This window comes from Cellulomonas fulva, assembly GCF_018531375.1.
GTDB lineage: Bacteria > Actinomycetota > Actinomycetes > Actinomycetales > Cellulomonadaceae > Cellulomonas > Cellulomonas fulva.
The window spans coordinates 2,441,649-2,465,799 of sequence record NZ_JAHBOH010000001.1 but is presented as its reverse complement, the minus strand read 5'-3'; the positions used below and the strand labels follow the sequence as shown (position 1 = coordinate 2,465,799).

Here is a 24,151-nt window from a genome sequence, read left to right as displayed (position 1 = left end):
CCGTCCGGGCTGACTGGCTGCGTGCGGTCCGACGAGCGCGCTCGCCGACTCCGGGCCGGGGTCAGGTCCCGGGCATCGCCTGCTGTGCCTCGGCCACGACGTGCGTCAGCTCGTCCCGCAGGCCGCTGATCGCCGCCTGGTCCGGGTAGAGCTCCAGGTTGGCCACGTACTGCTTGGCCTCGAGCGGGCGGTCGGCCTCGATCGCGGCGAGGACGAGCTGGCGCGCCACCTCCGGGTCGTGCTCGCGCGGGCGCCAGTGGCCCACCCCGAGACCGAGCGCGTCGACGGGCTGGCCCGCCTCGCGCAGCAGCGACAGCGCCTCCACCAGCGCGCTGCCGGAGGGGTCGCGCTCGGCGGCCGTGGTGAGCCGGCGCAGCGTCCCCTCGTGGTCGTCCCGCACCGAGAGCCGGGCGACCTCGATCAGCGGGTACCAGGCGCGGGGGTTGCCGGCGAGCTCCTCGCCCAGCGACCACACGGCCAGGTCAGCGGCTCGCTGACGCTCGTGCTCGTCCTGCGGCGCGGTCAGCGGGTCGCCGTCCGGGCCGGCGTCCGCAGCGCGGCGGCGGACGATCTCCGCGAGGGCCGCGAAGGCGCGCACGTTGTTGGGGTCGTCGCTCAGCATCGACCGCAGGGCGTCCTCGTGCAGCGTGTCTCCGCGCCGAGCCGTGCTGGTCGGTCGGCGCGCTCCGACACGCGACGCGGACGACGGTCGGCGCATGAGCTGTCTCAGGCGGGGCAGCAGAGCCATGCAGCGACCCTAGCCTCTGCGGCGCCGACGCACCCTGCGACGGCGGTCTCGCGGGACCCATCGCGGCCCCGCCGGGGCACCACCGCGCGCCGACGGGGCCCCGTCGCGAGGCCGCTGTCGCCGGCTGGAGCGTCGCCGCGAGCGCGCGCGGACTTTGTCGACTTCCCACAACCGGCCGCCCTATGCTCACCCCATGCCCGCTGCGAACGCCGGTGCCGACGCATCGGGCGCCGTCCCCCCGGCCACCCCCACCTCGTCGGCCGCGCCCTCGTCGGGCACGTCCTCGCGTGCCGCGGGTCGCTCGGTCCGCGCCGGCGCCACCACCGTGCACGGTGGCACCCCCGAGACGCAGCGGCGGGTGCGTGAGGGCGCGGGCCTGCTCGCGGCGGCGGCGATGCGACGGCTCGACGAGGACCTCGACTGGTACCGCGCGCTGCCGGCGGAGGACCGCTCGTGGGTCGGCCTGGTCGCCCAGGCGGGCATCAGCGCGTTCATCGCCTGGTTCGCGGACCCCTCCCGGCCCCCGCACGGGGTGGGCGACATCTTTGCGTCCGCGCCGCCGGAGCTGACCCGGTCGATCTCGCTGCAGCACACGCTCCACCTGGTGCGCGTCGTGGTGGACGTCGTGGAGAGCCACGCGGACCGGCTGGCGGCGCCCGGCGACGAGCGCGAGCTCCGCGAGGCCGTGCTGCTCTACTCGCGCGAGGTCGCGTTCTCGGCCGCGGAGGTCTACGCCCGGGCCGCGGAGGTCCGCGGTGCGTGGGACGCGCGCCTCGAGGCGCTCGTCGTCGACTCCCTGGTGCGCGGCGACGTGGACGACTCGGTGCGCTCCCGCGTCGCGGCGCTCGGCTGGAGCGGTCGCGGCTCGACGCTCGTGCTGGTCGGCACCTCCGCGACCGCGATCGACGAGGTGCGGGCCGCCGACCTGCGGCGCGCGACCCGCCGGGCCGCCGACGACGCGCTGGTCGGGATCCAGGGCGACCGCCTCGTCGTCTTCCTGGGCGGCGAGGGCGACCTGCGCGCCGCCGCGACGTCGCTGATGCCGCGCTTCGGCCCAGGCCCCGTGGTGATCGGGCCCGTGGTGCAGGACCTCACGGACAGCGCACGGTCGGCGCGGGCGGCCCTCGCCGGGCTGCAGGCCGCGGCGGCATGGCCCCAGGCGCCGCGGCCGGTGCTGGCCGACGACCTGCTCCCCGAGCGCGTGCTCGTCGGCGACGCCACGGCGCGCCGCACGCTCGTGGTGCAGGCGTACGAGCCGCTCGCCGCGAGCCAGGGCGCCCTGCTCGAGACGATCTCGGCGTACCTGGGGACCGGGCGCTCCCTGGAGGCCGCGGCCCGCTCGCTGTACGTGCACCCGAACACCGTGCGGTACCGCCTCAAGCGCGTCGCCGACGTCACCGGCTGGGACCCGCTCGACGCCCGGGAGTCCTACGTGCTGCAGACCGCGCTGGCCGTCGGCCGCCTCGACGCGACCTGACGGCGTCCGAGGGCCGCCGCGCGGTCCGGTGCGTTTGTAGGACACGCACAACAGCCCGCGGCGACCTTGGTGCCCGCCGCGACCGGGTCGGGCGCCGCGCGGACGGCAGAGTGGACGCGTGCTCGTCGTCGCCTGCCCCGGTCAGGGTGCCCAGTCCCCCGGCATGCTCAGCCCCTGGCTCGAGCTGCCCGCCGTCGCCGAGTCGATCGGCCGGGCCTCGCAGGCCACGGGCCTCGACCTGGCCGCGCACGGCACCACGTCGGACGCGGACACCATCCGCGACACGGCCGTCGCCCAGCCCCTGCTGGTCGCGTCGGCCCTCGCGAGCCTGCGCGCCGTGCTCGACCTGGCGCCCGACGCGCCGCTGGGCGCGGGCGTGGCGACGAGCGTCGACGTGACCGCCGGGCACTCCGTCGGGGAGCTCGCCGTGGCCGCCGTCGCCGGCGTCCTGTCCGACGAGGAGGCGCTGCAGCTCGTCGCGGTCCGGGGCTCGGCGATGGCCCGAGCGGCGGCCGTCACGCCGACGGGCATGAGCGCGGTCCTGGGCGGCGACCCCGAGGAGGTGCTCGCGGCACTCGCGAGCCACGGCCTGGTGCCCGCCAACGTCAACGGGGGCGGCCAGGTGGTCGCCGCCGGGACGCTCGAGGCGCTGGCCGCGTTCGCCGCCGCGCCGCCGGCCCGTGCGCGCGTGGTGCCCCTGCAGGTCGCCGGTGCGTTCCACACCGAGCACATGGCACCCGCCGTCGCGGAGCTGCGCGCGGCCGCCGCCGGCGTCACGCCGGGCGATCCGGCGGTCCGGCTCCTCACCAACTCCGACGGCTCGGTGGTCCCCTCCGGGGCGCGCGCGCTCGACCTCGTCGTGGCCCAGGTGGCCAACCCCGTGCGCTGGGACCTGTGCTGCGCCACGCTGCTCGAGCTCGGCGTGACGGGGCTGCTCGAGGTCGCGCCCGGTGGTGTGCTCACGGGCCTGGCCCGGCGTACGCTGCCCGGGGTCGAGACGGTCGCCGTCAAGACCCCCGCCGACCTGGACGCCGCGCGCGACCTCGTGCGCCGCCACGCGGGCACACCGGCCGGCGCCGTCCCGTCCGCGAGCAGCCAGGAGCAGTCGTCGTGACCCGTCCCACCCTCACGCAGGCCACCGGGCCCGCCCACACCCGCATCCTCGGGATCGGCGGGGTCCGCGGCGAGAACCTGGTCACCAACGACGAGATCGCGGGCCCGATCGACTCCTCCGACGAGTGGATCCGGCAGCGCACCGGCATCATCACCCGCGCCCGCGCCGGTGCGGACTCCGACGTGCTGGACCTCGCGGAGGCGGCGGCCCGGCAGGCGATCGCGAACGCCGGGCTGACCGCCGCGGACATCGACGCCGTGATCCTGTCCACGGTCACCTACTTCCACCAGACGCCCGCGGGTGCCGCGATCGTCGCCGACCGCATCGGCGCCACGCCGGCGGCCGCGTTCGACATCTCGGCCGCGTGCGCCGGGTACTGCTACGGCATCGGCCAGGCGGACGCGCTCGTCCGGGCCGGCACCGCGCGCCACGTGCTCGTCATCGGCGCCGAGAAGATGAGCGACTTCGTCGACCCGACGGACCGGTCGATCTCCTTCCTGCTCGGCGACGGCGCCGGCGCGGTCGTCGTCGGCCCCTCGGACACACCCGGCATCGGCCCGACGATCTGGGGCTCGGACGGCGGCCAGGCGCAGGCGATCCGGCAGACGCACTCCTGGAAGGAGACGCAGAACGGCGCGGGCTGGCCGACGCTGCGTCAGGAGGGCCAGTCCGTCTTCAAGTGGGCGGTGTGGCAGATGGCTCCCGTCGCGCAGAAGGCGCTCGACGCCGCGGGCGTGACCGCCGACGACATCGAGGCGTTCATCCCCCACCAGGCCAACATGCGGATCATCGACCAGATGATCAAGCAGCTGAAGCTGCCCGAGTCCGTGGTGGTCGGCCGCGACATCGCCGACACCGGCAACACGTCCGCGGCCTCGATCCCCCTGGCCACGGAGCGGCTGCTGCGCGAGGGCCAGGTGCCCTCCGGGGCGCTCGCCCTGCAGATCGGCTTCGGTGCCGGTCTGGTCTACGCGGCCCAGGTCGTCGTGCTCCCCTGACACGACCCCCTACCGCCCGGTGCGGCCGTCCGGCTGTACCGTTCGTCCGACCCCGCACGTCCGACAAAGGAGACACCCATGGCGTACAGCGAGCAGGAGATCCTGGCCGGTCTGGCCGAGATCGTCAGCGAGGAGACCGGTCTGCCGGCCGACGCGGTCCAGCCCGAGAAGTCGTTCACGGACGACCTGGACATCGACTCGCTCTCGATGATGACGATCGTCACGCTCGCCGAGGAGAAGTTCGACGTCCGCATCCCCGACGACGAGGTCAAGAACCTCGCCACGGTCGGCGACGCGGTGAGCTTCATCGCGGGCGCGCAGTCCTGATCCTCACGCCGGCCCGCCCCGTCCGCCCCGCGCGGACGCCGGGGTGGGCCGGCGGGGACCACCGCGTCCCCACCGCACGTCCTGCCCGCACCGACGGCACACCTGACACCGACGGCACCTGACACTGGAGCACCGATGAGCCACACGACCGAGGTCGTCGTCACCGGCCTGGGCGCCACCACCCCGCTCGGTGGCGACGTCACGAGCACCTGGGCCGCCGCGCTCGCCGGCGAGTCCGGCGCCCGCCCGTTCGAGGAGGACTGGTCCGCGCAGTACGGCATCCCCGTCGAGTTCGCGGCCACCATCAAGGTCAAGCCGGCGGACGTCCTCGAGCGTCCGGAGCTCAAGCGCATGGACCCCTCGGCGCAGTACGCGATCATCGCGGCGCGCGAGGCGTGGTCCGACGCGGGCTCGCCCGAGATCGACGGCGAGCGCCTGGGCGCCGTGGTGTCCTCCGGCATCGGCGGCATCTGGACCACGCTCGACGGCTGGGACGTCCTGCGGGAGAAGGGCGCCCGCCGCGTCCTGCCGATGACCGTCCCCATGCTCATGCCCAACTCCCCCGTGGCCTACGTGTCGCTCGAGTTCGGCGCGAAGGCCGGTGCGCACGCGCTGGTGTCCGCGTGCGCCTCCGGCGCCGAGGCGATCGGCTACGGGGTCGACATGATCCGCGCGGGCCGCGCGGACGTGGTGATCGCGGGCGGCACCGAGGCCACGATCCACCCCATGCCCATCGCCGCGTTCGCGGCGTCCCGCACGCTCTCGCTGCGCAACGACGACCCCACGGGCGCCTCGCGTCCCTACGACGTCGACCGCGACGGGTTCGTGATCGGCGAGGGCGCCGGCATCGTCGTGCTCGAGAGCGCCGAGCACGCGGCCGCCCGCGGGGCGCGCGTCTACGCACGGATCGCCGGGGTCGGGCTCTCCGCCGACGGCTACCACATCACCTCGCCGGAGCCGAGCGGCGACGGCCAGATCCGCGCCATGCGGTCCGCGCTGCGCGAGTCGGGCGTCGACGCGACGGACGTGGTCCACGTGAACGCGCACGCGACCTCGACCGTGGTGGGCGACCTCATCGAGGCGCGCTCGGTCCGCGGCGTGCTGGGCGAGGACGCCGACCACGTGGCGCTCTCGGCGACCAAGTCGATGACCGGGCACCTGCTGGGGGGCGCCGGCGCGCTCGAGACCATCTTCACGGTGCTCGCACTGCACGAGCGTCAGGCACCGCCCACCATCAACGTCGCGAACCCGGACCCGGAGCTGGTGCTCGACCTGGTCCGCGACCAGCCGCGCGCGCTGCCCGCGGGCGACGTGGCCGCGATCAACAACTCGTTCGGCTTCGGCGGCCACAACGTGGCCCTGGTGGTCACCTCCGCCTGAGGGGCGACGCCCGCAGGCCCCGCAGCCCGTACCCGCCGACGTCACGAGCACGGTCCCGCGCGCCGAGCGCGGGACCGTGCTCGCGTCAGCGGACCGCCGTCAGCTCGTCTGGTCGAGCTCGTCGACGAGCGCGACCGAGCCGGGGAAGAAGCGCGGCTCACGCACGCGCACCGGCACGTAGTCCTGGTACTCCTCCGGCTGGGCCGCGAGGAACGCGCCGTTCTTGGTGTAGGCGAGCAGCAGCGCGACCGCGCTGGTGTCGGGGTCGCCGTCCTCGTCCAGGGCGTACTCGAGCGCCTGCACCGCGGCCAGGTCGCCGCTCTCGAACGCGGCCGTGAGCTCGTCGATGCTCGACCGGAAGTACCGGTAGCCCTCGACGACCTTCTCGCCCGACGGCTTGTGGATCACGCTCTTGCCGAAGAGCTTCTTCTTGGTCTCGAAGAGCTCGGGCTGCGCCGTGAGCCAGTCGGTGAGCTCGGGGAACTCGGGCATGCGGTGTGTCCCTTCAGTCGCGGCGGGCGCGCGGAAGCGCTCCCACCGATGTGCAGAAGGGGGCAAAATAGCGCAGACCGGGACGCCCTGGTGCGCGCGTCTCGCCTGGTCAGGAGCGCACAGGAGACAAAGGCAGTGCCAGGAGACAACGGCACAGCCGCCGGGGCGTCAGCCGACGCGGTGCAGCCACCGCACGGGAGCCCCCGCGCCGGCGTAGCGGAACGGCTCCAGCTCGTCGTCCCAGGCCTGGCCCAGCGCGAGGTCGAGCTCCTGGCGCAGCCGGACAGCGTCCTCGGCGTGCTCGAGCGCCGCGCGGATGCGGTCCTCGGGGACCACCACGTTGCCGTGGGCGTCCGTGGCGGCGTGGAAGATGCCGAGCTCCGGGGTGTGGCTCCACCGCGCCCCGTCGACGCCCTGGCTGGCCTCCTCCGTGACCTCGTAGCGCAGGTGCGCCCAGCCACGCAGCGCGGACGCGAGCCGCGCCCCCGTGCCCGGGGCGCCCTGCCAGGAGTGCTCCGCGCGGAAGAACGCGGGCCCGGCGGGCTGCTCGGTCCAGTCGAGGCTGAGCCGCTGACCCAGCACGTTGCCTGCCGCCCACTCCACGTGGGGGCACAGCGCGCGGGGTGCAGAGTGCACGAAAAGCACACCGCGGGTGATCGCACCTGCCATGTCGTCCTCCATCAGCGGCTCGAGGTTCGCCTTCCCCAACGACCTCGTCCCACTGCACGGAGCGCACGGTTCTCGCGGCGTACAGGCCCAGCATGCACGACGAGCACGTCGTCCGCCAAGCGTCGCGGCCGGACGGGACGCCGCGTGCCGCCGATCCCCGGGGTCAGAGCTGCTCGCGGATCGCGCGCATCGCCTTCTTGCGCACCGACCGCTCGAGGCGGTCCAGGTAGAGCATGCCGTCCAGGTGGTCGACCTCGTGCTGCAGGCAACGCGCCATGAGCTCGGTGCCCTCGACGACGACCTCCTTGCCGTCCAGGTCCGTGCCGACCACGCGGGCGTACCACGCGCGCTTCGTCGGGAACCACAGGCCCGGGACGGACAGGCAGCCCTCGTCACCGTCCTGGTACTCGTCCTCCGAGAGCTCCACGATGCGGGGGTTGAGGACGTAGCCGATCTCGTCGTCGATGTTCCACGAGAAGGCCCGCAGACCGACGCCGATCTGGTTGGCGGCCAGCCCCGCACGGCCGTCGGTGTCGACCGTCTCGAGCAGGTCCTCGACGAGCGAGCGGACACGCTCGTCGATCGTCGTGATGGGGTCGCACGGGGTGCGCAGCACGGGGTCGCCGACGGTCCGGATCTCTCGCATCGCCATGCCGAGAATCCTCGCACGTCCGGGTCGGGCTCCGCGGCGCGGGCCGCACCTCGGGACACCCGGCCGCGGACGCGCGAAGGGCCGGTGACCTGTGGTCACCGGCCCTTCGTCGAAGGACGCGTGCGGCGGGTGCCGCGATCGGTCACTCGCCGACGCGCTGCTGCGGGACGCCCTGCAGGAGCTGACGGACCTCGGCCTCGTGGAAGCGGCGGTGACCGCCGAGGGTGCGGACCGCCGAGAGCTTGCCGGCCTGGGCCCAGCGCGTGACCGTCTTGGGGTCGACGCGGAAGAGGACCGCGACCTCGCCGGGGGTGAGCAGGGCGCCCTGCTGCAGCGGGGTCTCCGTGTGGGGGGTGGTGATCGCCATGATCGACTCCTGTCGTTCGGTAGCTCGGCTGACCTGCGTGGGTCCCGTGGCTTTGCGTCCCCCCCTTGCGGAGGGTTTGCCGTTGTCGCTGACAAGTCAGAACTATGCCCGAAACTGGACACCTGTGCAAGAAGCAACCCGTGAGAGACCACGGGCATACGGGTGAATTTCGGACGCACCGAACCGGGAGAGATCCGGCACAAGCCCCAGGACCCGCGCTGGGTGCCGTCGGCAACCGCCTCCCCGGGGCGCCCTCGGCCGGCGTTGCGCGACGGGGCCGCGCCGCGGTCGGCGGACGTCCCGGACCGCTACCCTGGGCGGCGCCGAGGGGCAGTAGCTCAGCCGGTCAGAGCAGCGGACTCATAATCCGTCGGTCGTGGGTTCAAGCCCCACCTGCCCCACTCGATGCCGCGGAGACGGCGCGTGACCAGGCGGTCGATCGCGTTGTGCCCGATCCGTCCGTCCATGCCTGGACGGTAGCGACCCTGGGCGCCGGGGTCATCACCCTTGTCCGGGTCCGGCACGGCGCGACCGCTCGCCGGGCCACGGTGTCCCGGTCGCGGGCCGGTACCGTGAGGCGGTGGCCGCTTTCTCCCCCGCCCGTGCGCTGACCGCCGACGACCGCCGACGGCTCGGGCTGCGGCGCGGCGACCGCGTCCTGGTGGCCGCCACGCTCACCGACGGCCGGCGCGTGGCCGCGTCGCGGCTCGCGCTGCACGTGCTGTCCGACGAGGCCGGGGTGCGCACGCCGTGGGCCGACGTCGACCGCGGCTCTCTCGACCCGGAGACCAGGACGCTGACGGTGCGCTGGGTCTGGGGCGCCTCGGACGCGTTCCGGTTCGGCACCGACCGCACGTCCGTCACGTTCTCGCAGACCTTCCGGGAGCGGGTGCAGCAGTCGGTGGTCCACGCCGCGACGGTGAACCTCCCCGCGGGTGGGCAGGCGCGCGTGGCGCTGCGGCGCGACGAGGACGGCGAGCTCTTCACGCAGGTCATCGCCGACGACGGCGTCGACCTCGCCGACCCTGCGGTCGCGCACGCGGTCGACGAGGCCGAGGAGCAGGTCCGCGCCGCGGCGGGGCTGCGCGCCTGACCGTCGCCGCCCGCGGGTCCCGGTGGTCGGGACCACCCCCGATCGGCTGCTAGAGTTCTGCAGCGCGATCCCCCGTAGCTCAATTGGCAGAGCATTCGACTGTTAATCGAAGGGTTACTGGTTCGAGTCCAGTCGGGGGAGCTCCACAAGGCCCTGACCAGCACGTCTGGTCGGGGCCTTCGTCGTGCGGGCGGCGGGGCCGCCCGGGCGTCGTAGGGTGGGTGGACGGTGCTCGTCGTGGGCGCCGGAAGGACGGACCAGCACCCGATGAGCGACCAGCGGCAGCCCGTGCCGTCGTCGTCGCACCGTGCGGTGGTCGTCTACGTGGCCGCCGTCGCGGCCTACTTCGTCGCGGTGCTCCACCGGACCGCGCTCGGGGTCGCCGGCGTCGACGCGATCGAGCGGTTCGGGCTCAGCGCCACCGCGCTGTCCATGTTCTCGGTGGTCCAGCTCGTCGTCTACGCCGCGCTGCAGCTGCCCGCCGGGCGCCTGCTGGACCGGTTCGGCTCCCGCGCCGTGATCGCCGGCGGGTCCGCGGTCATGGCGACCGGTCAGCTGGTCCTGGCGTTCGCCGACTCGGTCCCGGCAGCACTGCTCGCGCGGGTGCTCATCGGGGCCGGCGACGCGGGCATCTTCATCTCGGCGGTGCGGCTGGTCGGGCTGTGGTTCCCGCCGCGCCGGATCCCGGTGCTGGTCCAGCTCACCGGCCTGATCGGCCAGTCCGGCCAGCTCGCGTCGGCCATCCCGCTGGCCTGGCTGCTGCACTCGCACGGCTGGACACCCGCGTTCGGCACGCTCGCCGTCGTGGGTGCGCTCGCGACGTGCGGGGCGTTCCTGGGGGTCCGCGAGCCCGCCGCGGCCGGCCGGACCGCGCCGGGCGAGAGCTCCTTCCTGCGCGCCGTGCGGACCGCCGCGGGGCCGCCGGGGACCCGGCTCGGCTGGTGGAGCCACTTCGCGACGCCGTTCAGCGCCAACGTGGTCTCCCTGCTGTGGGGCGTGCCGTTCTTCGTCACCGCGCAGGGTCGCACGCGGGCGGAGGCCGGGACGCTGCTGACCGTCCTCACCGTGTCCGCGATGGCCGCAGGCCCGCTCGTCGGGCGGTTCACCGGACGCCACCCGCTGCGGCGGTCGTGGGTGGTGCTCGGCTCGTGCACGCTCACCCTCGTCGCGTGGGTCGCGCTCCTGGTGCCCACGACGCCGCGGCCGATGTGGCAGCTCGTCGTGTTCTGCGCCGTCATCGGTGCCGGCGGACCCGTGTCGCTCGTCGGGATGGACTACGCCCGCACGTTCACGCCCGCGGACCGCATCGGGACCGCGTCCGGCTTCGTCAACACCGGCGGGTTCACCTCGACCGTGGTCGCCGTGCTCGTCGTCGGGGTGGTCCTGCAGGCCCTCTCCCCCGCGGGCGCGACGACGTACTCGCTCGACGCGTACCGGGCCGCGTTCGCTTCGCTCCTGGGCCTGTGGGTGCTGGGCGTCGGTGGCGTCCTGACCACCCGCCGGCGCACCCGCGCGGTCATGGCCGACGAGGGCGTCGTGGTCCCGTCGCTGCGCGACGTCCTGCGCCGGGGCCGGTGAGCCCGACCCGACGCAGGAGCGGCTCGACGAGCGTCAGAGGCGCCCGTACCGCGCGCGGACGAAGCAGTAGACGCCGAACGCCATGAGGCCGACGGCGACGAGCGCCAGGAGCACCGGGCCCGCCGGCGACTCCTTCAGCGTGTGCATCGCCCCGTCCAGCCCGGAGGCCTCCGACGCGTCGTGCTGCACGGCCGCGACGACGAACAGGCCGCCGACCACCGCGAGGGCCACACCCTTCGCGACGTAGCCGATCTTCCCGGCCCAGCGCGTCCCGCGGCCGGCCTGGCCGCGCGGGAGGCCCTTGAGGTCCTCGAGGAACTTCTCCCGCCAGCCCTTGACCACGTGGTAGACGCCGACGGCGACCACCGCCACGCCGATCGCGCCGACCAGGAGCTGCCCGCCGGGCATCTTGAGCAGGTCCGAGGTCAGGCCCTGCGTCTGGTTCTTGCTCGAGGAGCCGCCACCGGTCGCCCACCCGAACGCCGCGACGGCGAGGGCGAGGTAGACGACGGCGCGGCCGACCGCCTTGAGCCGGTCCCCGGTCGAGCTCTCGCTCCGGGTGTGACCGACGTGCACGGCCTTCGCGAGCTGCCATGCACCGAGCGCGACGAACCCGACCACGGAGATCCAGAGCACCGCGGCGCCGAACGGCTGCTCCGCAACCGCGGACAGGGCGCCCGACTGGTCCGCGGACTCGCCCGAGTCCCCGAAGGCGAGCTGGAAGGCGAGGACCCCGATGAGCAGGTGCAGCAGCCCGCTCACGGCGAAGCCCACGCGGGCGACCTTCTCCCAGGCGTCCTCGGTGGTGCCGGACACGCTCGCGATGCTCGTCATGGCTCTCCCGTCGGGGGGTTCAGGGGGTGTCGCTGCCGTTCACCAGGGGGGTGGTGGGTGGTGTGGTGCGGGGTGGTTCAGGGTCGTCGGGTGACCGCGGCCGAGGCGGCGCCGGGTGCGCCATCGACCACGATCGTCCGATGGTGGCAGCGGCGCGCCGCGCCCGCGACCGCAGCGCTCGTCGCCGCGACCGTCGTCGACGCCCTCGAAGCTCTTCCGCGGGCCCGCCCGACGGCCCCCGACAGCCCCCTGACCTGCGGGTTCGCACCTGCTCGACGACGGGCTTGTCGAACGGCCGCGCGAGCCTCACACTTGCGCTGCCCCCTCGCGGAAACCGGCCACCGACGGCCGGAGAAATGGACCACCGGCCGTGCTGCGCACCGTCTCCTGCCACCTCTCGCTCGACGTGCGCACCCCGCTCGAGATGTTCCTCGCCGTCGCCGTCGCGGACGGTGCCTACGACCGCACGGAGCAGCTCGTCGTCCGCCACGAGGACGGTCCGCTCGACGTGCTGGAGATCAAGTCCGCGCACGGCGCACGCCTGCACCGCGTGCTCGCCCCCGCCGGTCGCGTCGTCGTCGACTACCAGGCCTCGGTCGCCGGCCTGGCGGACGTCCCGCCGGTCGAGGACATCGACCTCGTCGAGTACCTCCGGCCCAGCCGGTACGCGGACTCCGACCGGCTCCTGGCCTTCGCGCGCGACCAGTTCCGCGGCCTCGACGGCACGGCGCTGATGGACGCGGTCGTCACGTGGGTGGCCTCGCACGTGACCTACCTGTCGGGCGGGAGCCTGCCGACCGACGGCGCGTCCGACACCCTCCTCAAGCGGCGTGGCGTCTGCCGGGACTTCGCGCACCTGGTCGTCGCGCTGCTGCGGGCGTGCGACGTGCCGGCCCGGCTGGTCTCGGTGTACGCGCCGCGGCTCAAGCCGATGGACTTCCACGCGGTCGCCGAGGCGTACGTGGACGGCGCGTGGCACCTGCTCGACGCGACCCGCCTGGCCCCCCGGGACGCGATGCTGCGGATCGCGACCGGCCGGGACGCGACGGACACGGCGTTCCTCTCCCACTACCGGGGCCACCTGACGCTGCGGTCCATGACGGTGACCGCGGCGTCCAGCGAGGTCCTGTCTCCCGACGACGGCAGCGGGACCCGCGTCCTGCGCTGAGTCAGCCCTGGCAGGCGAGCCCGCCGACGAGCGCGTCGAGGTTCGCCCCCATCGCCTCGAGGTAGTCCGGGTCGTCCTCGCCGTGCGACTCCACGGGGTCGATGACGGCCGTGCCGACACCCGCCCGCTCCGCCAGCCAGGACGTGACCCCGGGGCCGGCGGCGCGCTCGAAGTAGAGGGTGCGCACGCCGTGCTGCTCCACCAGCTCGGCGACCTCGCGCAGCCGGGCCGGGCTCGGCTCGACCTCGGGGTCCACGCCCACCACGCCGACCTGGTGCAGGCCGTACCGCTCGGCGAGGTACCCGAACGCCTGGTGCGAGGTCACGAGGGTGGCGCCGGCGCACGGTGCGAGGGCCGCGGCGTACCGCTCGTCGAGCGCGACCAGGTCGGCCGCGAGCACGGCCGCGTCCGCGCGGTAGCCGGGCGCGGCGTCCGGGTCGATCGCCGCGAGCCGGTCGGCGACCGCGTCGCCGACCGCCGCCAGCCGCGTCGGGTCGAGCCAGAAGTGCGGGTCCTCGCCCCGCAGGTCGGCCGCGTCCGTCGCGTCGAGCAGCCGGCCGGGCTCGACGTCCGCCACGGCCGCGTCGGCGGCCGGCTGGAAGCCTCCCGGCAGGTGCACGACGAGATCCGCGGCGGCCAGGTCCGCGGCGTCCCGGACGGTGAGCTCCAGTCCGTGCGGGTCCGACGAGGGCGGGGTCAGGTTCACGACGTCGACACGCGCTCCGCCCACGCGCTCGGCGACGTACTGCAGCGGGTAGGAGGAGACGACGACGTGCACGCGGTCGTCGTCCTGCGCGGACGCCCCACCCGCCGCGCACGCGCCGGCGAGCAGTCCGACGGCCAGCGCGCCGGCCGCGATCGGGGTGGCCGCGCGCGAGCCGCGGCGGATGGGGGTACGCATCGGGGGCCTCTCCGTCAGTCGTTCTCGTGCGCGTGCTCGTCGTGCGCGTGCTCGTCGTGCGCGTGCTCGTCGTGCGCGTGCTCGTCGGGCAGCGCGCCGCCGTGCGCGGACGGCGGGACGTCGCCCGTGACCACGGCGATCTCGTTGGGCACCACGTCGAGCTCGACGGAGCGCCACACCTCACCGGTCTGCACGTCCACGGCGTGCACCGCGCGCGCCGCGGGGTCGGTCACGTACGCGGTGCCCGCGTGCACGCGGACGGCCGGGCGGGGCTGCTGCCAGTCCTCGGGCTCCTGCCACGCGTCGACCACGGGGACCGAGCGCACGATCTCGCCGGTCTCGGGGTCGATCACGTGCAGCGCGCCGTCGGTGCCGAGGACGATCGCCTCGCCGTCGTCGCCGCGCGCGAGCGAGCGGAAGGTGTAGCTCGCGGGCAGGTCCACCAGGCGCAGCGCGGCGTCCCGCGTGTCGACGAGCGCGACGCGCGTCGGCCGCTCGAGCTCGGCGTCGGGGTCGCTCTTGTAGTCGCCGAGGACGATCGGGGAGCTCTCGTGCCCCGCCTGGTTGCCGATCCGGCCGTAGGCGTCGGGGGCGTCGACCTTCGTGACCTGCGCGTCGTGGACCACCAGGACGCCGTCCTCGCACCCGACGACCACCGCGTCGTCCGCCGCGACGGCCTCGCCGTGCACGCCGGGGCACGCGTCGGACGCGGTGAGCTCCGCGCCGTGCGCGTCGAGCACCCGGACGCCGGTGCGCTCGTCGGCGGTGCCGTCGGAGACGACGAGCGTGCCGTCGTCGAGCTCGACCGCGACGCCGTGGTGGGCGGCGGGTGTGGTGTGCTCGCGCAGCACGGCCGCCGGGTCGGCGACGTCCGCGGAGTTCAGCACCGTCACGTGCCCCGTGGCGTCGTCGAACAGCGCGGTGCGGCCGTCGTGCACGACGACGTGGCCCGGCTCGGCGGCGGCGTACGTGAGGTCCGTCAGAGCCGGGTCGGCCGTGTAGTGGTGCGCGTGGTCACCGTGCGCCTGGGACCAGGTGCCGGCGTCGAGGACCTGGAAGCCGCCCGTCGTCGAGACCAGCACGTGCCGGCCGTCGCCCGCGGGGTTCACCCGCGTGAAGCCCTCGGCGTCGAGCGTCGCCACCGGTTCCAGCGACGTCGCGTCGAGCACGACGAGCCCGCCGTCGTAGGTGAGCACGAGGCGCGGGGTGGCGGCGTCGCGCTCGGTGGCGACGGGCGTGCTCGTCGGGGTGCTCGTCGGGTCGCCCGCCGCGGTCGAGGGTCCGGGCGTGGATGAGCCGGTCGCAGCCGGGTCGGCGGCGTCGCCGCAGGCCGCCAGCAGGGCGAGAGGCACCGCGAGGGCCAGCGCCCGTGCGGCGCGGCGCCGGGTCAGGCGGGCCGCGGCGCGCGGCCCGGGGTGGGTCGTGTTCGTCATGGGGTGATCGGGGTCCCGGGTGGGACCCCTCCTTCCTTCTCGTCGGGGCAGGAGCCGGCGTCGTCCGGCGGACCGGCAGCGCCGAGCGTGCTCGAGCGAGAGGAACGTTAACAGATACTGCGACTCGTTCTCACTAAAGACGGGCAGACGATGCCCGCGCCCGTCCCGGTGGGTGCGTCAGGCGCTCTCGCGCAGGCTGCGGCGGCGGCCCTCGAGCGCCACCAGCTCGGCGAACGCCGCCTGGTAGCCCGCCGGGTCCTCGGCCGCATCCATGCGCTGGAGCCGCCCGCGCAGCTCCGCGATGTGCCGCGTGAAGCCGACCTCGACCAGCCTCAGCACCACGCCGCGCACGTAGTCGGCCACCGCCTCCGGCCGGTCCTCGGGCAGCGGCGCGACCGCCAGCTCCGTGACGAGCGGACGCACGGCCTCGGCCGCCTCCTCGAGCACCGCACCGACCCATGCCGTCGAGCTGCCGTCCGCACCGACGAGCGCGCGGCCCGCGCCGACGCCGCCCGTGGCGCGCACGGCCTCGTGCACCGCGCGGTGGGCGGGCGCCGCGAAGGCGTCGGCCGCGAGCTCGTCGAACTCCGGCGGGACCAGCGCGGGCGCCTGGAGGACCACCTCGAGAGCCGTGCGCTCGAGCTGCGTGACGGGATCCGCCGGGCGCTGCGGTCGCCGCTGCGGCGGGTCCTGACGCCCCGGTGCCTGGCTGCCGCGCGCCTGCGCCGCGGGCCGGCCCGCCGCCGCGACCGCCTGGCGCACCGCCCCCTGGTCCTCCATGCCCAGCCAGCCGGCCAGCAGGCGCGTGTACTCGGGGCGCAGCGCCGCGTCCCGGATGCCGGCGACCACCGGGGCCGCCGCGCGCAGCGCCGCCACCCGCCCCTCGGCCGTCGCGAGGTCGAACGAGCGCAGCGTCGCCTGCAGCACGAACGCGAAGAGCGGCTGCCGGCCGGCGACCAGCGCGCGCACCGCGTCGGGACCGCGGCTCTGCCGGAGCTCGCAGGGGTCCAGGCCGCTGCGCTCGACCGCGACGAAGGTCTGGGCCGCGAACGTCTGGTCCTCCCCGAACGCACGCAGGGCCGCCTTCTGGCCGGCCTCGTCGCCGTCGAACGTGAAGATCACCTCGCCGCCGACCGACGCCCCGGTCGCGAGCTGGACCCCGCTCGTCGAGCCGCTGTCCCCCACGAGCCGACGGACGATGCGGGTGTGGTCGGAGCCGAAGGCGGTGCCGCACGTCGCCACGGCCGTGCCGACCCCGGACAGGTGCATCGCCATGACGTCCGTGTACCCCTCGACCACCACCACCTGCTTGGTGCGCTGCATGTCGCGCTTGGCCAGGTCGAGGCCGTACAGGACGTGCGACTTGCGGTAGAGCGGGGTCTCCGGGGTGTTGAGGTACTTGGGCCCGGAGTCCTCGTCGAAGAGCCGGCGGGCGCCGAAGCCGATCGTCTCCCCCGTGACCTCGCGGATGGGCCAGACCAGGCGCCCGCGGAACCGGTCGTACACGCCGCGCTGCCCCTGGCTCACGAGCCCGGACGCGAGCAGCTCCGGCTCGGTGAAGCCGCGTCCGCGCAGGTGCTTCATCAGGTGGTCCCAGCCCTGGGGGGCGAACCCCACGCCGAACTGCTCGGCCGCCGCGCGGTCGAAGCCGCGCTCGGCCAGGAACGCCCGGCCCGCCGCGGCACCGGGCGACGTGAGCTGCTCGCGGTAGAACTCCTCGGCGACCTTGTGCGCCTCGACCAGCCGCCGCCGGCGGCCGGGCTCCTCCGCGGGCCGGGTGGGCCCGCCCTCCTCGTACCGCAGCTGCAGGCCGACGCGGCCCGCGAGGTACTCCACGGCCTCCGCGAAGGGCAGCCCGTCGACCTTCATGACGAAGTCGATGACGTCGCCGCCCTCACCGCAGCCGAAGCAGTGGTACCGGCCGACCTGGGGCCGCACGTGGAAGGACGGCGAGCGCTCGTCGTGGAACGGGCAGAGCCCCTTCATGGACCCGACGCCGGCGGAGCGCAGCTGCACGTGCGCGCCGACGATCTCCTCGATGCGCGCGCGTTCGCGGACCGCCTCCACGTCCTCCCGTCGGATGCGTCCCGCCACGCGGCCAGTGTAGGTGCCCCGGTCAGCGCGACGGCGCGGGACGACGACCCAGCTGCAGGAGCCCGGCGACCGCGCACAGGACGGCACCGGCGACGGCCACGCCGGCGGGCAGCGACGTCGGGATGCCCAGGTAGACGCAGAACCCGAGGATCCGGTGCAGGCCCCACGGCAGCAGCGCCATCTGGTCGTTCCACGTGCTCAGCACGGTCTCGAGACCGAGGGCGGCCACGACCGCGCCGCCCACGAGGAGCACCGCGCCGACCGCGCCCGCGACGACGCCCGCGGCGCGTCGTCGGCTCGCCCCGTAGGCGGCCCGCAGCGCCAGGTAGGTGGCGACGAACAGCCAGCAGAACGCCGCGAACGCGACCGTCACGTAGACCGCGCGCTGCGTGGGCAGCGTCCAGAAGCCGAACCAGTAGCGACCCGGCCCCCGCCAGGACAGGACCGCGAGCAGCAGCGCGCTGCGCACCAGCGCGACGCCGCCGACCGTCGCCAGCAGCGGCCACCACGCTCGTCGGCCCGCCCCGAGGGCCAGCACGACGAGGGCCAGCACGAGCCAGGCGCCGAGGGTGAGCGCCAGGTGCACGGGCGCGGAGAAGGCGGTGTAGGCCTCGCGGGAGGCGACCAGCACCACCGCCGGCAGCGCGACGAGCAGGACCCGGTCGGTCCGGCCCGGCCTCCCGGCCGCGGCGGACGCGTCGGCGAGCCGCCAGGGACGGGTCGCCCCGGTCCACAGCAGGTGCAGTGCGCGGTGGCCGGCGAACCGCGGGCGGCGCGCCGACCACGCGCCGAGCCCGAGCGCGGCCAGCGTCAGGGCCAGGAGTCCGCGGGACGTCCACGTCGCGGCGTCGCCGAGGTCCGCTCGGTGCAGGCCCAGGTCGGCGGCGGCGAAGTTGTACGCCGGGAGCTCCGGGTCGTCGCCGTAGCGCGCGTCGTGCGCGGCGCGAGCCGCCTGGAACCGCTGCTCCGCGGTGCGCCAGGCCGCCCGCGCCGCGCCCGAGCCGGTGTCGAGCCACTGCGCGTGCCGCAGCACCGTCTCGCGGTACGCGTCGAGCGTGGCGAGCAGGTCCTGCTCGTAGTCGAGCGCCGCCAGGAAGGCGGTGCGCTGCGCGGGGTCCCGCCACGTCGAGGCGGGCGTCGCGGCGACGAGCTCGCGCATGCGCGCGGCGGTCGCCGCGGCGCGGTGGCCCTGCGCGACCGCCTCGTCCACCCGCTCGCGCGTCAACGCGTAGACGGTGTCGAACGTCGCCGAGTCGCCCGAGACGATGTCCCACTCGAAGATCCACATCATCGGGGGCGGCTCGAGCCCCAGCGCCTTGACCGACCGGTCGGCGAACGGACCGATGTACAGGCCGTCGGTGATCGCGTCGCGGGACAGCGCGTAGGCCTCGGAGACCGCCGCGACCGTCGCGGGGTCTGACGAGAAGGTCTGGCGGACCCAGTCGGCGCGCGCGGCGGGGACCGACGTCGTCGGGTCGACCGCGAGCCGCGCCGCGAGGTAGGCGTTCAGGTCCCACAGCTGCCAGAAGCCGTCGCGCAGGTAGAGCGCGCGCGGCCCCGCGTACAGCGGTCCACCGGTCTGCGCCCAGTCCCACACGCCCTCGATGTGCGGGTTGGCGGCGAGCAGGTCCGCGAGGGCCCGCTGCGTGAGGTCGCCCAGGTCGACGGGCAACGATCCCTGCCCCTCGAACTCGCGCCTGGCCTGCAGCTCCACGATGCGGCGCTGGGTGCCGGTGCGGAGCGTCGGGTTGATCGGCAGGTGGCTGTAGAAGTCGCCCGCGACGTACTTGGTCGACACCACGAGGTGCGGGTCGTCGAGCCCGCCCAGCACCTCGTCGTACGACTGCGGGTTGGTGTGCAGGTCACCGACGGCGCCGACACCCACGGTCCACGTGCGGAAGATGACGTCCTTGTCCGCCGCACCGGCGGTCTCGAGGAACGCGGTCAGCATCGCGCGGACCGCGGCGGGCGTGGTGACCGCGATCCTCGACCCGTAGTCCCAGCCCGGGAGCTGGTAGGCGGACCCGCCCTCGCCGATGCGGACCATGACGCCGTCGAGGAACGGCATGCCGGTCCAGAGCTCGCGGAGGCCGGCCTGGTACACCGACCACAGCGCCGGCGAGGTCGTGTCGAGGCCGCCCACCGTCCGCTCGAGGTACTCCTCGAGCGGCGGGCTGACGGCGAGCATGTCCGTCATCAGGTAGACCTTCATCCCCATGTCGTGGGCGTAGCGCCACACCGGGGCGAAGGCCTGCACCATCGCCTCCGCGCGCGCCACGTGAGGGTCGCCCTCCGGGTAGACGCCCAGGTCGGGGAACGTCACGTACTCCAGGAAGCCGGGCACGACGACGCCGTTGTAGCCCTGCTCCGACGCATGGTCGACGAGCGCGCGGAACTGCGTCTCGATCGCCCGGACGGCGGCCGGGTCCACCCAGGGCGCCGCGGGCAGCACCGCTGAGCCGACCACGTCGGAGTTCAGCGAGTAGTCGTCGCCCGCCGCGAACCGCGCGGGGTCGTCGTCGAGTCCGACCGCGCCGACGTCCGTCAGCCGCAGGCCGAGGCGCGGCTCCTGGGTGACGCCGTCCTGGTCGTCCGGCACCACCTCGGTCGCCGAGCGCACGCGGTCGGCGACGGTGTAGAGGCCGGCGCGGGCGCCCGCCTCGGTCCCGGCGACCACCCGGATCCCGGCGTCGGTCGTGAGCCGGAACTGCTCGCCCGTGAGCCCCGACCCCGCGTCGACGGTCGCGACGAGGCGGCAGCAGGTGTCGTCGGGCTCGTCGTCGGGCTCGTCGTCGGACCGGACGCCCGGCTCGTCGGAGGTGACCTCCGGGCGGGCGAGGCCGCGCGCGGCGTACGCGGCGGCGACCGAGCCGGCCGCGAGCTGCAGCGACGGCACGCCGGGCGCGACGACCGCGCTGACCGCCGGGGCGGCGACGTCGGGCCGTGCCGGCGCCGCCGACGTCTGCTCGTCGGGGACGTCCGCCGCGGTGTGGCTCAGCCCGAGCAGGTCACCCACCTGCGCGGCGACCAGGGCCCCGAGCGCGAGGAGACCGACCAGGACCAGGGTGAGCGCGATCGTGCTCCGCGAGGCGCCGTTGCGTCGTGACACGGCGCGCAGTGTGCCACGACGACGACACCCGCGGAGGCGACGCACGCCGGAGGCGCGGACCCTGCGGTCCGCCCCTCCGGCGCGTCGCGGTCAGCCCAGGCCGCTCCGCATCGCGGAGACGAGCGCGCCGTTGCCGGTGTCACCCGACAGCTCCCAGAAGAACGCGCCGCCGAGGCCCTTGTTCTTGGCCCAGGACATCTTGGAGGTGATGGTCGCGGGGGTGTCGTAGCTCCACCACTCGCTGCCGCACTTCGCGTAGGCCGTGCCGCCGACGGTGCCGGTGGCCGGGCAGCGGGTCGCGAGGACCTTGTAGTCCTCGATCCCCTGCTCGTAGGTCCCGGGCGCGGGACCGGTCGCCGAGCCGCCGGGCGCGGACTGCGTCACGCCCGTCCAGCCGCGGCCGTAGAAGCCGACCCCCAGCAGGATCTTGCTCGCCGGGATGCCCTTGCCGATCAGCTTGTTGATCGCGTCCTCGGCGTTGAACCCCGCCTGCGGGATGCCGGGGTACGACGTCAGGGGCGCGTTCGGGGCGGTCGGCCCCTGCGGCGCCCAGGCACCGAAGTAGTCGTACGTCATCGGCATGATCCAGCTCAGCTTCGTCGCCGCCGTCGCGTAGTCCGTGGCGTCGATCTTGCCGCCGTTGCTGCCGTCCGCCGTGATGGCGGCGGTGATCAGGAAGCTCTGGCCGAACCTCGTGCGCAGCGCCGTGATCACCTTGTCGAACGCCTGCGGTCCGCTGGTGTCACAGCTCAGCCCGCACGCGTTCGGGTACTCCCAGTCGATGTCGATGCCGTCGAACAGCCCGGCCCACCGGGAGTCGTTCAGCAGCGCGAAGCAGGAGTCCGCGAACGCGGTCGGGTTGGCCGCGGCGGCGGTGAAGCCGCTCGACCAGGTCCAGCCGCCGAACGACCAGATGACCTTGAGGTTCGGGTTGGCGGCCTTGAGCTTGCGCAGCTGGTTGAAGTTGCCGCGCAGCGGCTGGTCCCAGGTGTCCGCGACCCCGTCGACGCTCTGGTCCGCGGTGTACGCCTTGTCGTACGCCGCGTACGAGTCGCCGATCGAGCAGCGGCCCCCGGTGGTGTTGCCGAACGCGTACAGGATGTGGGTCAGCTTCGACGCGCTGCCGGACGTCTTGATGTTGTTGACGTGGTAGTTCCGTCCGTAGACGCCCCACTCCGCGAAGTACCCGACGAGCTTCTTCGCTCCCGGGTTCACGGTCGTGGTGGGCGTCGGAGTCGGGTTCACCGTCGGGCTCGTCGTGGGCGTCGGGCTCGTGGTCGGGCCCGTCGGGCTCGTCGTCGGCAGGACCGTGCCCGTGCACGTCGCGCCGTTGATCGTGCAGCCCGTGGGCTGCGCGAACGGGCCGCTGCCGACGTACCCCCAGGACTGGGAGGCGCCCGGGGCGAAGGGGCCGGCCCAGCTCTTGGAGGTGACCTTGTAGTGGTTGCCGGTGCGGGTCACGTCCGCGTCCCACGAGCTGGTGATCGCGGTGCCGGCGGGCAGGTCGAACTCGAGCGTCCAGGAGGACGCCGAGGCCGACGAGCCGTTGGTGACCTTCACGCTGGCCTGGTGACCGGTCCCCCAGTCACCCGCCGACGTGAAGGTCGCGGTGAACGAGCCCGCCGCGGTGGCGGGCAGTGCGGCGGCGAGTCCGGCCGTCACGAGTGCCGCCGCGGCGGCGAGGGCGACGAGCGCGGTACGTCGTCGCTGGGGCGGTGTCCTGCGGGTGCTGCCGGCGCCTGTGCCGGCGGGTCCTGCGTGGTGCATGCCTTGCCTCCCTGAGCGATGGGAAGTGCGGTATTTAGTAAGGGATATTCACAAATCCCTCACCCCCGACGGTAACCAGACCGGGTGAAATCGGTCAACGATCCGCCCGATATCCGCCCCAACCAGACCCCAGCCCGCCCCGCTCACCCCGCCCCACCCCTCCCCGCCCGCACCCCACCCCTCCCCGCCCGCACCCCGACCACCCCATCCCCAGTCGAGAACGCCATCGCTCCGGCTCTGAGGGTGCAGAGCCGGAACGATGACGTTCTCGGCGGGGCTGGTGGGCCAGGGGCAGGCTGGCGCGGCCGGCCCGGGCAGGCGGCCAGCCGGGGCAGGCGGGCCGGCCGGGGTTGTCCCGGGCGGGCGAGCTGGCCCGAGCGGGCCCCCATCCCCAGTCGAGAACGCCATCGCTCCGGCTCTGAGGGCGCAGAGCCGGAGCGATGACGTTCTCGGCGGGGGTTGGTGGGCCAGGGGCAGGCTGGCGCGCGCGGGCCGGCCGGGGCAGGCCGGTCAGCCGGGGCAGGCGGCCTGCCGGGGCAGGCGGGGCGGGCGGGGTTGGCCGGGGCGGGCGAGCTGGACCGGGCGGGCCCGGCGGGGCGGGCTGGCTCGGGTAGGGCGGGCCGGTGCGGGCTGGGGTGGGGGTGGGGTCAGTGGCGGGGTGGGCGGACCAGGCGGGCGTGGGCGTCGGCGGCCGAGACGTCGGTCAGGGACGCGACCTGGTCGATCACCACGCGCAGGCGCGCGGCGTCGTCGGGCGCGGCGGCCCAGTCGGCGGCGAACGGCGGCTCCAGCGCCAGCGGCGCGCGGTCCGCCATGATCGTGACCAGGTCGGTCAACATCTCCCGCTGCCGGTGGTACAGCGGCTCGAGCTCGCGGGGCGCCATCACGTAGGCGACCGCGAGCCCCTTCAGCACCAGGATCTCGGCCTGCGTCGTGAGCGGCACGACGAGGTCGGCCGCGTAGCGCGTGAGCGGCCCGTCGCCGTACTGCGCGCGCGTGGCCTTCTGCGACGCCTTGGCGAACCGCCCGATGAGCTGGCTCGTCGCGTCCTTGAGCATCGCGAGCGCGCCGCGGGACCCGTCGAAGCCGGTCGCCCACAGCCGCGCGTGCACCAGCCGGTCCATCGCGGCGAGCAGCCCGGCCTCGTCCACCGTGTCGCCGTACCAGGTCTGCACGGCCTCGACGACGCGCGCGCGCTCGTCGGGGACCGTCAGGACCGTCAGGTCGAGCCGGCCGCCCACCACCGCGTCCTCGACGTCGTGCACCGAGTAGGAGATGTCGTCCGCCAGGTCCATGACCTGCGCCTCGAGGCACTTGCGGCCCTCGGGCGCGTCCTGGCGCAGCCAGGTGAAGACCGGCAGGTCGTCCTCGTAGACGCCGAACTTGTGCGTGGGGCGGCCGCTCGCGGCGCTCACGGGTCCCTGCAGGTAGCGCCACGGGTACTTGACCGAGGCGTCGAGCGACGCGCGGGTCAGGTTGAGACCGACGGGCGTCCCGTCCGGCCCGACGACCTTGGGCTCGAGCCGGGTCAGCAGCCGGAGCGTCTGCGCGTTGCCCTCGAACCCGCCGATGCCCCGCGCCAGCGCGGCCAGCGCCCGCTCGCCGTTGTGGCCGAACGGCGGGTGCCCCAGGTCATGGGCCAGGCACGCGGTGTCGACGACGTCCGGGTCGCAGCCCAGCGCCTTGCCGATCTCGCGACCCACCTGCGCGACCTCCAGCGTGTGCGTCAGGCGCGTGCGGACGAAGTCGTCCGACGACGGGCCGAGCACCTGGGTCTTGGCACCGAGCCGGCGCAGCGCGGACGAGTGCACGATGCGGGCGCGGTCGCGCTCGAACGGTGTGCGGCCCTTCGACTTCGCGGACTCCGCGACCCACCGCTCCCGGTCGACGTCGACGTACCCGTCCACGTCGAGGTGCTCCAGCATGGTCACGCGCCCAGCCTAGGGCGAG

The 24,151-nt window shown here is 74.7% G+C and carries 20 protein-coding genes, 2 tRNA genes and 1 riboswitch; of the genes, 10 read left to right on the top strand and 12 right to left on the bottom strand.

Annotated elements, in window-relative coordinates; genetic code table 11:
- Nucleotides 1-61: 61 nt before the first annotated feature.
- Nucleotides 62-622, bottom strand: coding sequence for a hypothetical protein (locus tag KIN34_RS10935; protein WP_214350323.1), 561 nt, complete (start codon nt 620-622; stop codon nt 62-64).
- Between the two features lie 319 nt (nt 623-941).
- On the opposite strand from KIN34_RS10935, the gene KIN34_RS10930 reads away from it, so the two are divergent.
- From KIN34_RS10930 to KIN34_RS10910, 5 genes are all read left to right on the top strand, one after another.
- A complete protein-coding gene (locus KIN34_RS10930; protein ID WP_237689088.1) occupies nt 942-2,225 on the top strand; it encodes a PucR family transcriptional regulator in 1,284 nt (427 codons plus the stop codon).
- A 118-nt stretch (nt 2,226-2,343) separates the two neighbouring features.
- Nucleotides 2,344-3,339 carry an ACP S-malonyltransferase gene (locus tag KIN34_RS10925; RefSeq protein WP_214350320.1) on the top strand — a complete coding sequence of 332 codons (996 nt, stop codon included), beginning with the start codon at nt 2,344-2,346 and terminating at the stop codon, nt 3,337-3,339.
- Nucleotides 3,336-4,337 (top strand): beta-ketoacyl-ACP synthase III, encoded by a 1,002-nt coding sequence (locus KIN34_RS10920; RefSeq protein ID WP_214350317.1) that lies wholly within the window; start codon nt 3,336-3,338, stop codon nt 4,335-4,337. Before KIN34_RS10925 ends, KIN34_RS10920 begins: the two co-directional genes overlap by 4 nt.
- Nucleotides 4,338-4,415: 78 nt before the next feature.
- A complete protein-coding gene (locus KIN34_RS10915) occupies nt 4,416-4,664 on the top strand; it encodes an acyl carrier protein (protein WP_214350314.1) in 249 nt (82 codons plus the stop codon).
- A gap of 135 nt (nt 4,665-4,799) precedes the next feature.
- Nucleotides 4,800-6,044: a beta-ketoacyl-[acyl-carrier-protein] synthase family protein gene (locus KIN34_RS10910; RefSeq protein WP_214350311.1), complete on the top strand. Its 1,245-nt coding sequence runs from the start codon at nt 4,800-4,802 to the stop codon at nt 6,042-6,044.
- A gap of 99 nt (nt 6,045-6,143) precedes the next feature.
- Here KIN34_RS10910 and KIN34_RS10905 read toward each other — a convergent pair whose 3' ends face one another.
- The 4 genes from KIN34_RS10905 to KIN34_RS10890 all read right to left on the bottom strand — a co-directional run bounded on the left by KIN34_RS10905 (nt 6,144) and on the right by KIN34_RS10890 (nt 8,224).
- Nucleotides 6,144-6,536: a hypothetical protein gene (locus KIN34_RS10905; RefSeq protein ID WP_214350308.1), complete on the bottom strand. Its 393-nt coding sequence runs from the start codon at nt 6,534-6,536 to the stop codon at nt 6,144-6,146.
- A gap of 168 nt (nt 6,537-6,704) precedes the next feature.
- On the bottom strand, nt 6,705-7,205 hold the full coding sequence (locus KIN34_RS10900) for a DUF3145 domain-containing protein (RefSeq protein WP_214350304.1): 501 nt from the start codon (nt 7,203-7,205) through the stop codon (nt 6,705-6,707).
- 163 nt (nt 7,206-7,368) lie between these two features.
- On the bottom strand, nt 7,369-7,857 hold the full coding sequence (def, locus tag KIN34_RS10895; protein WP_214350301.1) for a peptide deformylase: 489 nt from the start codon (nt 7,855-7,857) through the stop codon (nt 7,369-7,371).
- Nucleotides 7,858-7,999: 142 nt separating this feature from the next.
- Nucleotides 8,000-8,224, bottom strand: a complete 225-nt coding sequence (locus KIN34_RS10890) for a BldC family transcriptional regulator (RefSeq protein WP_214350297.1) — start codon at nt 8,222-8,224, stop codon at nt 8,000-8,002.
- 15 nt (nt 8,225-8,239) lie between these two features.
- Nucleotides 8,240-8,315: riboswitch (cyclic di-GMP riboswitch) on the bottom strand.
- A gap of 236 nt (nt 8,316-8,551) precedes the next feature.
- On the opposite strand from KIN34_RS10890, the gene KIN34_RS10885 reads away from it, so the two are divergent.
- The 4 genes from KIN34_RS10885 to KIN34_RS10870 all read left to right on the top strand — a co-directional run bounded on the left by KIN34_RS10885 (nt 8,552) and on the right by KIN34_RS10870 (nt 10,895).
- Nucleotides 8,552-8,625: transfer RNA gene (locus tag KIN34_RS10885), tRNA-Ile, on the top strand.
- A gap of 179 nt (nt 8,626-8,804) precedes the next feature.
- Entirely contained in the window at nt 8,805-9,317 is a 513-nt protein-coding gene (locus KIN34_RS10880; protein WP_214350294.1) for a hypothetical protein, read from the top strand.
- 68 nt (nt 9,318-9,385) lie between these two features.
- A tRNA-Asn gene (locus tag KIN34_RS10875) sits at nt 9,386-9,458 on the top strand.
- 126 nt (nt 9,459-9,584) lie between these two features.
- The gene (locus KIN34_RS10870; RefSeq protein WP_214350291.1) at nt 9,585-10,895 is read left to right on the top strand and encodes an MFS transporter; all 1,311 of its coding nucleotides are present in this window, start codon (nt 9,585-9,587) and stop codon (nt 10,893-10,895) included.
- Between the two features lie 33 nt (nt 10,896-10,928).
- On the opposite strand, the gene KIN34_RS10865 is transcribed toward KIN34_RS10870, so the two are convergent.
- Nucleotides 10,929-11,729, bottom strand: coding sequence for a DUF1206 domain-containing protein (locus KIN34_RS10865; protein WP_214350288.1), 801 nt, complete (start codon nt 11,727-11,729; stop codon nt 10,929-10,931).
- Between the two features lie 370 nt (nt 11,730-12,099).
- Here KIN34_RS10865 and KIN34_RS10860 point away from each other — a divergent pair, with 370 nt between their 5' ends.
- On the top strand, nt 12,100-12,897 hold the full coding sequence (locus tag KIN34_RS10860) for a transglutaminase-like domain-containing protein (protein WP_214350285.1): 798 nt from the start codon (nt 12,100-12,102) through the stop codon (nt 12,895-12,897).
- A gap of 1 nt (nt 12,898) precedes the next feature.
- On the opposite strand, the gene KIN34_RS10855 is transcribed toward KIN34_RS10860, so the two are convergent.
- The 6 genes from KIN34_RS10855 to KIN34_RS10830 form a co-directional block, all read right to left on the bottom strand.
- A complete protein-coding gene (locus tag KIN34_RS10855) occupies nt 12,899-13,798 on the bottom strand; it encodes a metal ABC transporter substrate-binding protein (protein ID WP_214350282.1) in 900 nt (299 codons plus the stop codon).
- A 14-nt stretch (nt 13,799-13,812) separates the two neighbouring features.
- The gene (gene aztD / locus KIN34_RS10850; RefSeq protein ID WP_214350279.1) at nt 13,813-15,231 is read right to left on the bottom strand and encodes a zinc metallochaperone AztD; all 1,419 of its coding nucleotides are present in this window, start codon (nt 15,229-15,231) and stop codon (nt 13,813-13,815) included.
- 177 nt (nt 15,232-15,408) lie between these two features.
- Entirely contained in the window at nt 15,409-17,325 is a 1,917-nt protein-coding gene (dnaG, locus tag KIN34_RS10845; protein ID WP_214350276.1) for a DNA primase, read from the bottom strand.
- 22 nt (nt 17,326-17,347) lie between these two features.
- A complete protein-coding gene (locus tag KIN34_RS10840) occupies nt 17,348-20,434 on the bottom strand; it encodes a hypothetical protein (protein ID WP_214350274.1) in 3,087 nt (1,028 codons plus the stop codon).
- A gap of 90 nt (nt 20,435-20,524) precedes the next feature.
- On the bottom strand, nt 20,525-22,201 hold the full coding sequence (locus KIN34_RS10835) for a glycosyl hydrolase family 18 protein (protein ID WP_214350271.1): 1,677 nt from the start codon (nt 22,199-22,201) through the stop codon (nt 20,525-20,527).
- 647 nt (nt 22,202-22,848) lie between these two features.
- Nucleotides 22,849-24,126, bottom strand: a complete 1,278-nt coding sequence (locus KIN34_RS10830) for a deoxyguanosinetriphosphate triphosphohydrolase (protein WP_214352036.1) — start codon at nt 24,124-24,126, stop codon at nt 22,849-22,851.
- Between the last annotated feature and the right edge of the window lie 25 nt (nt 24,127-24,151).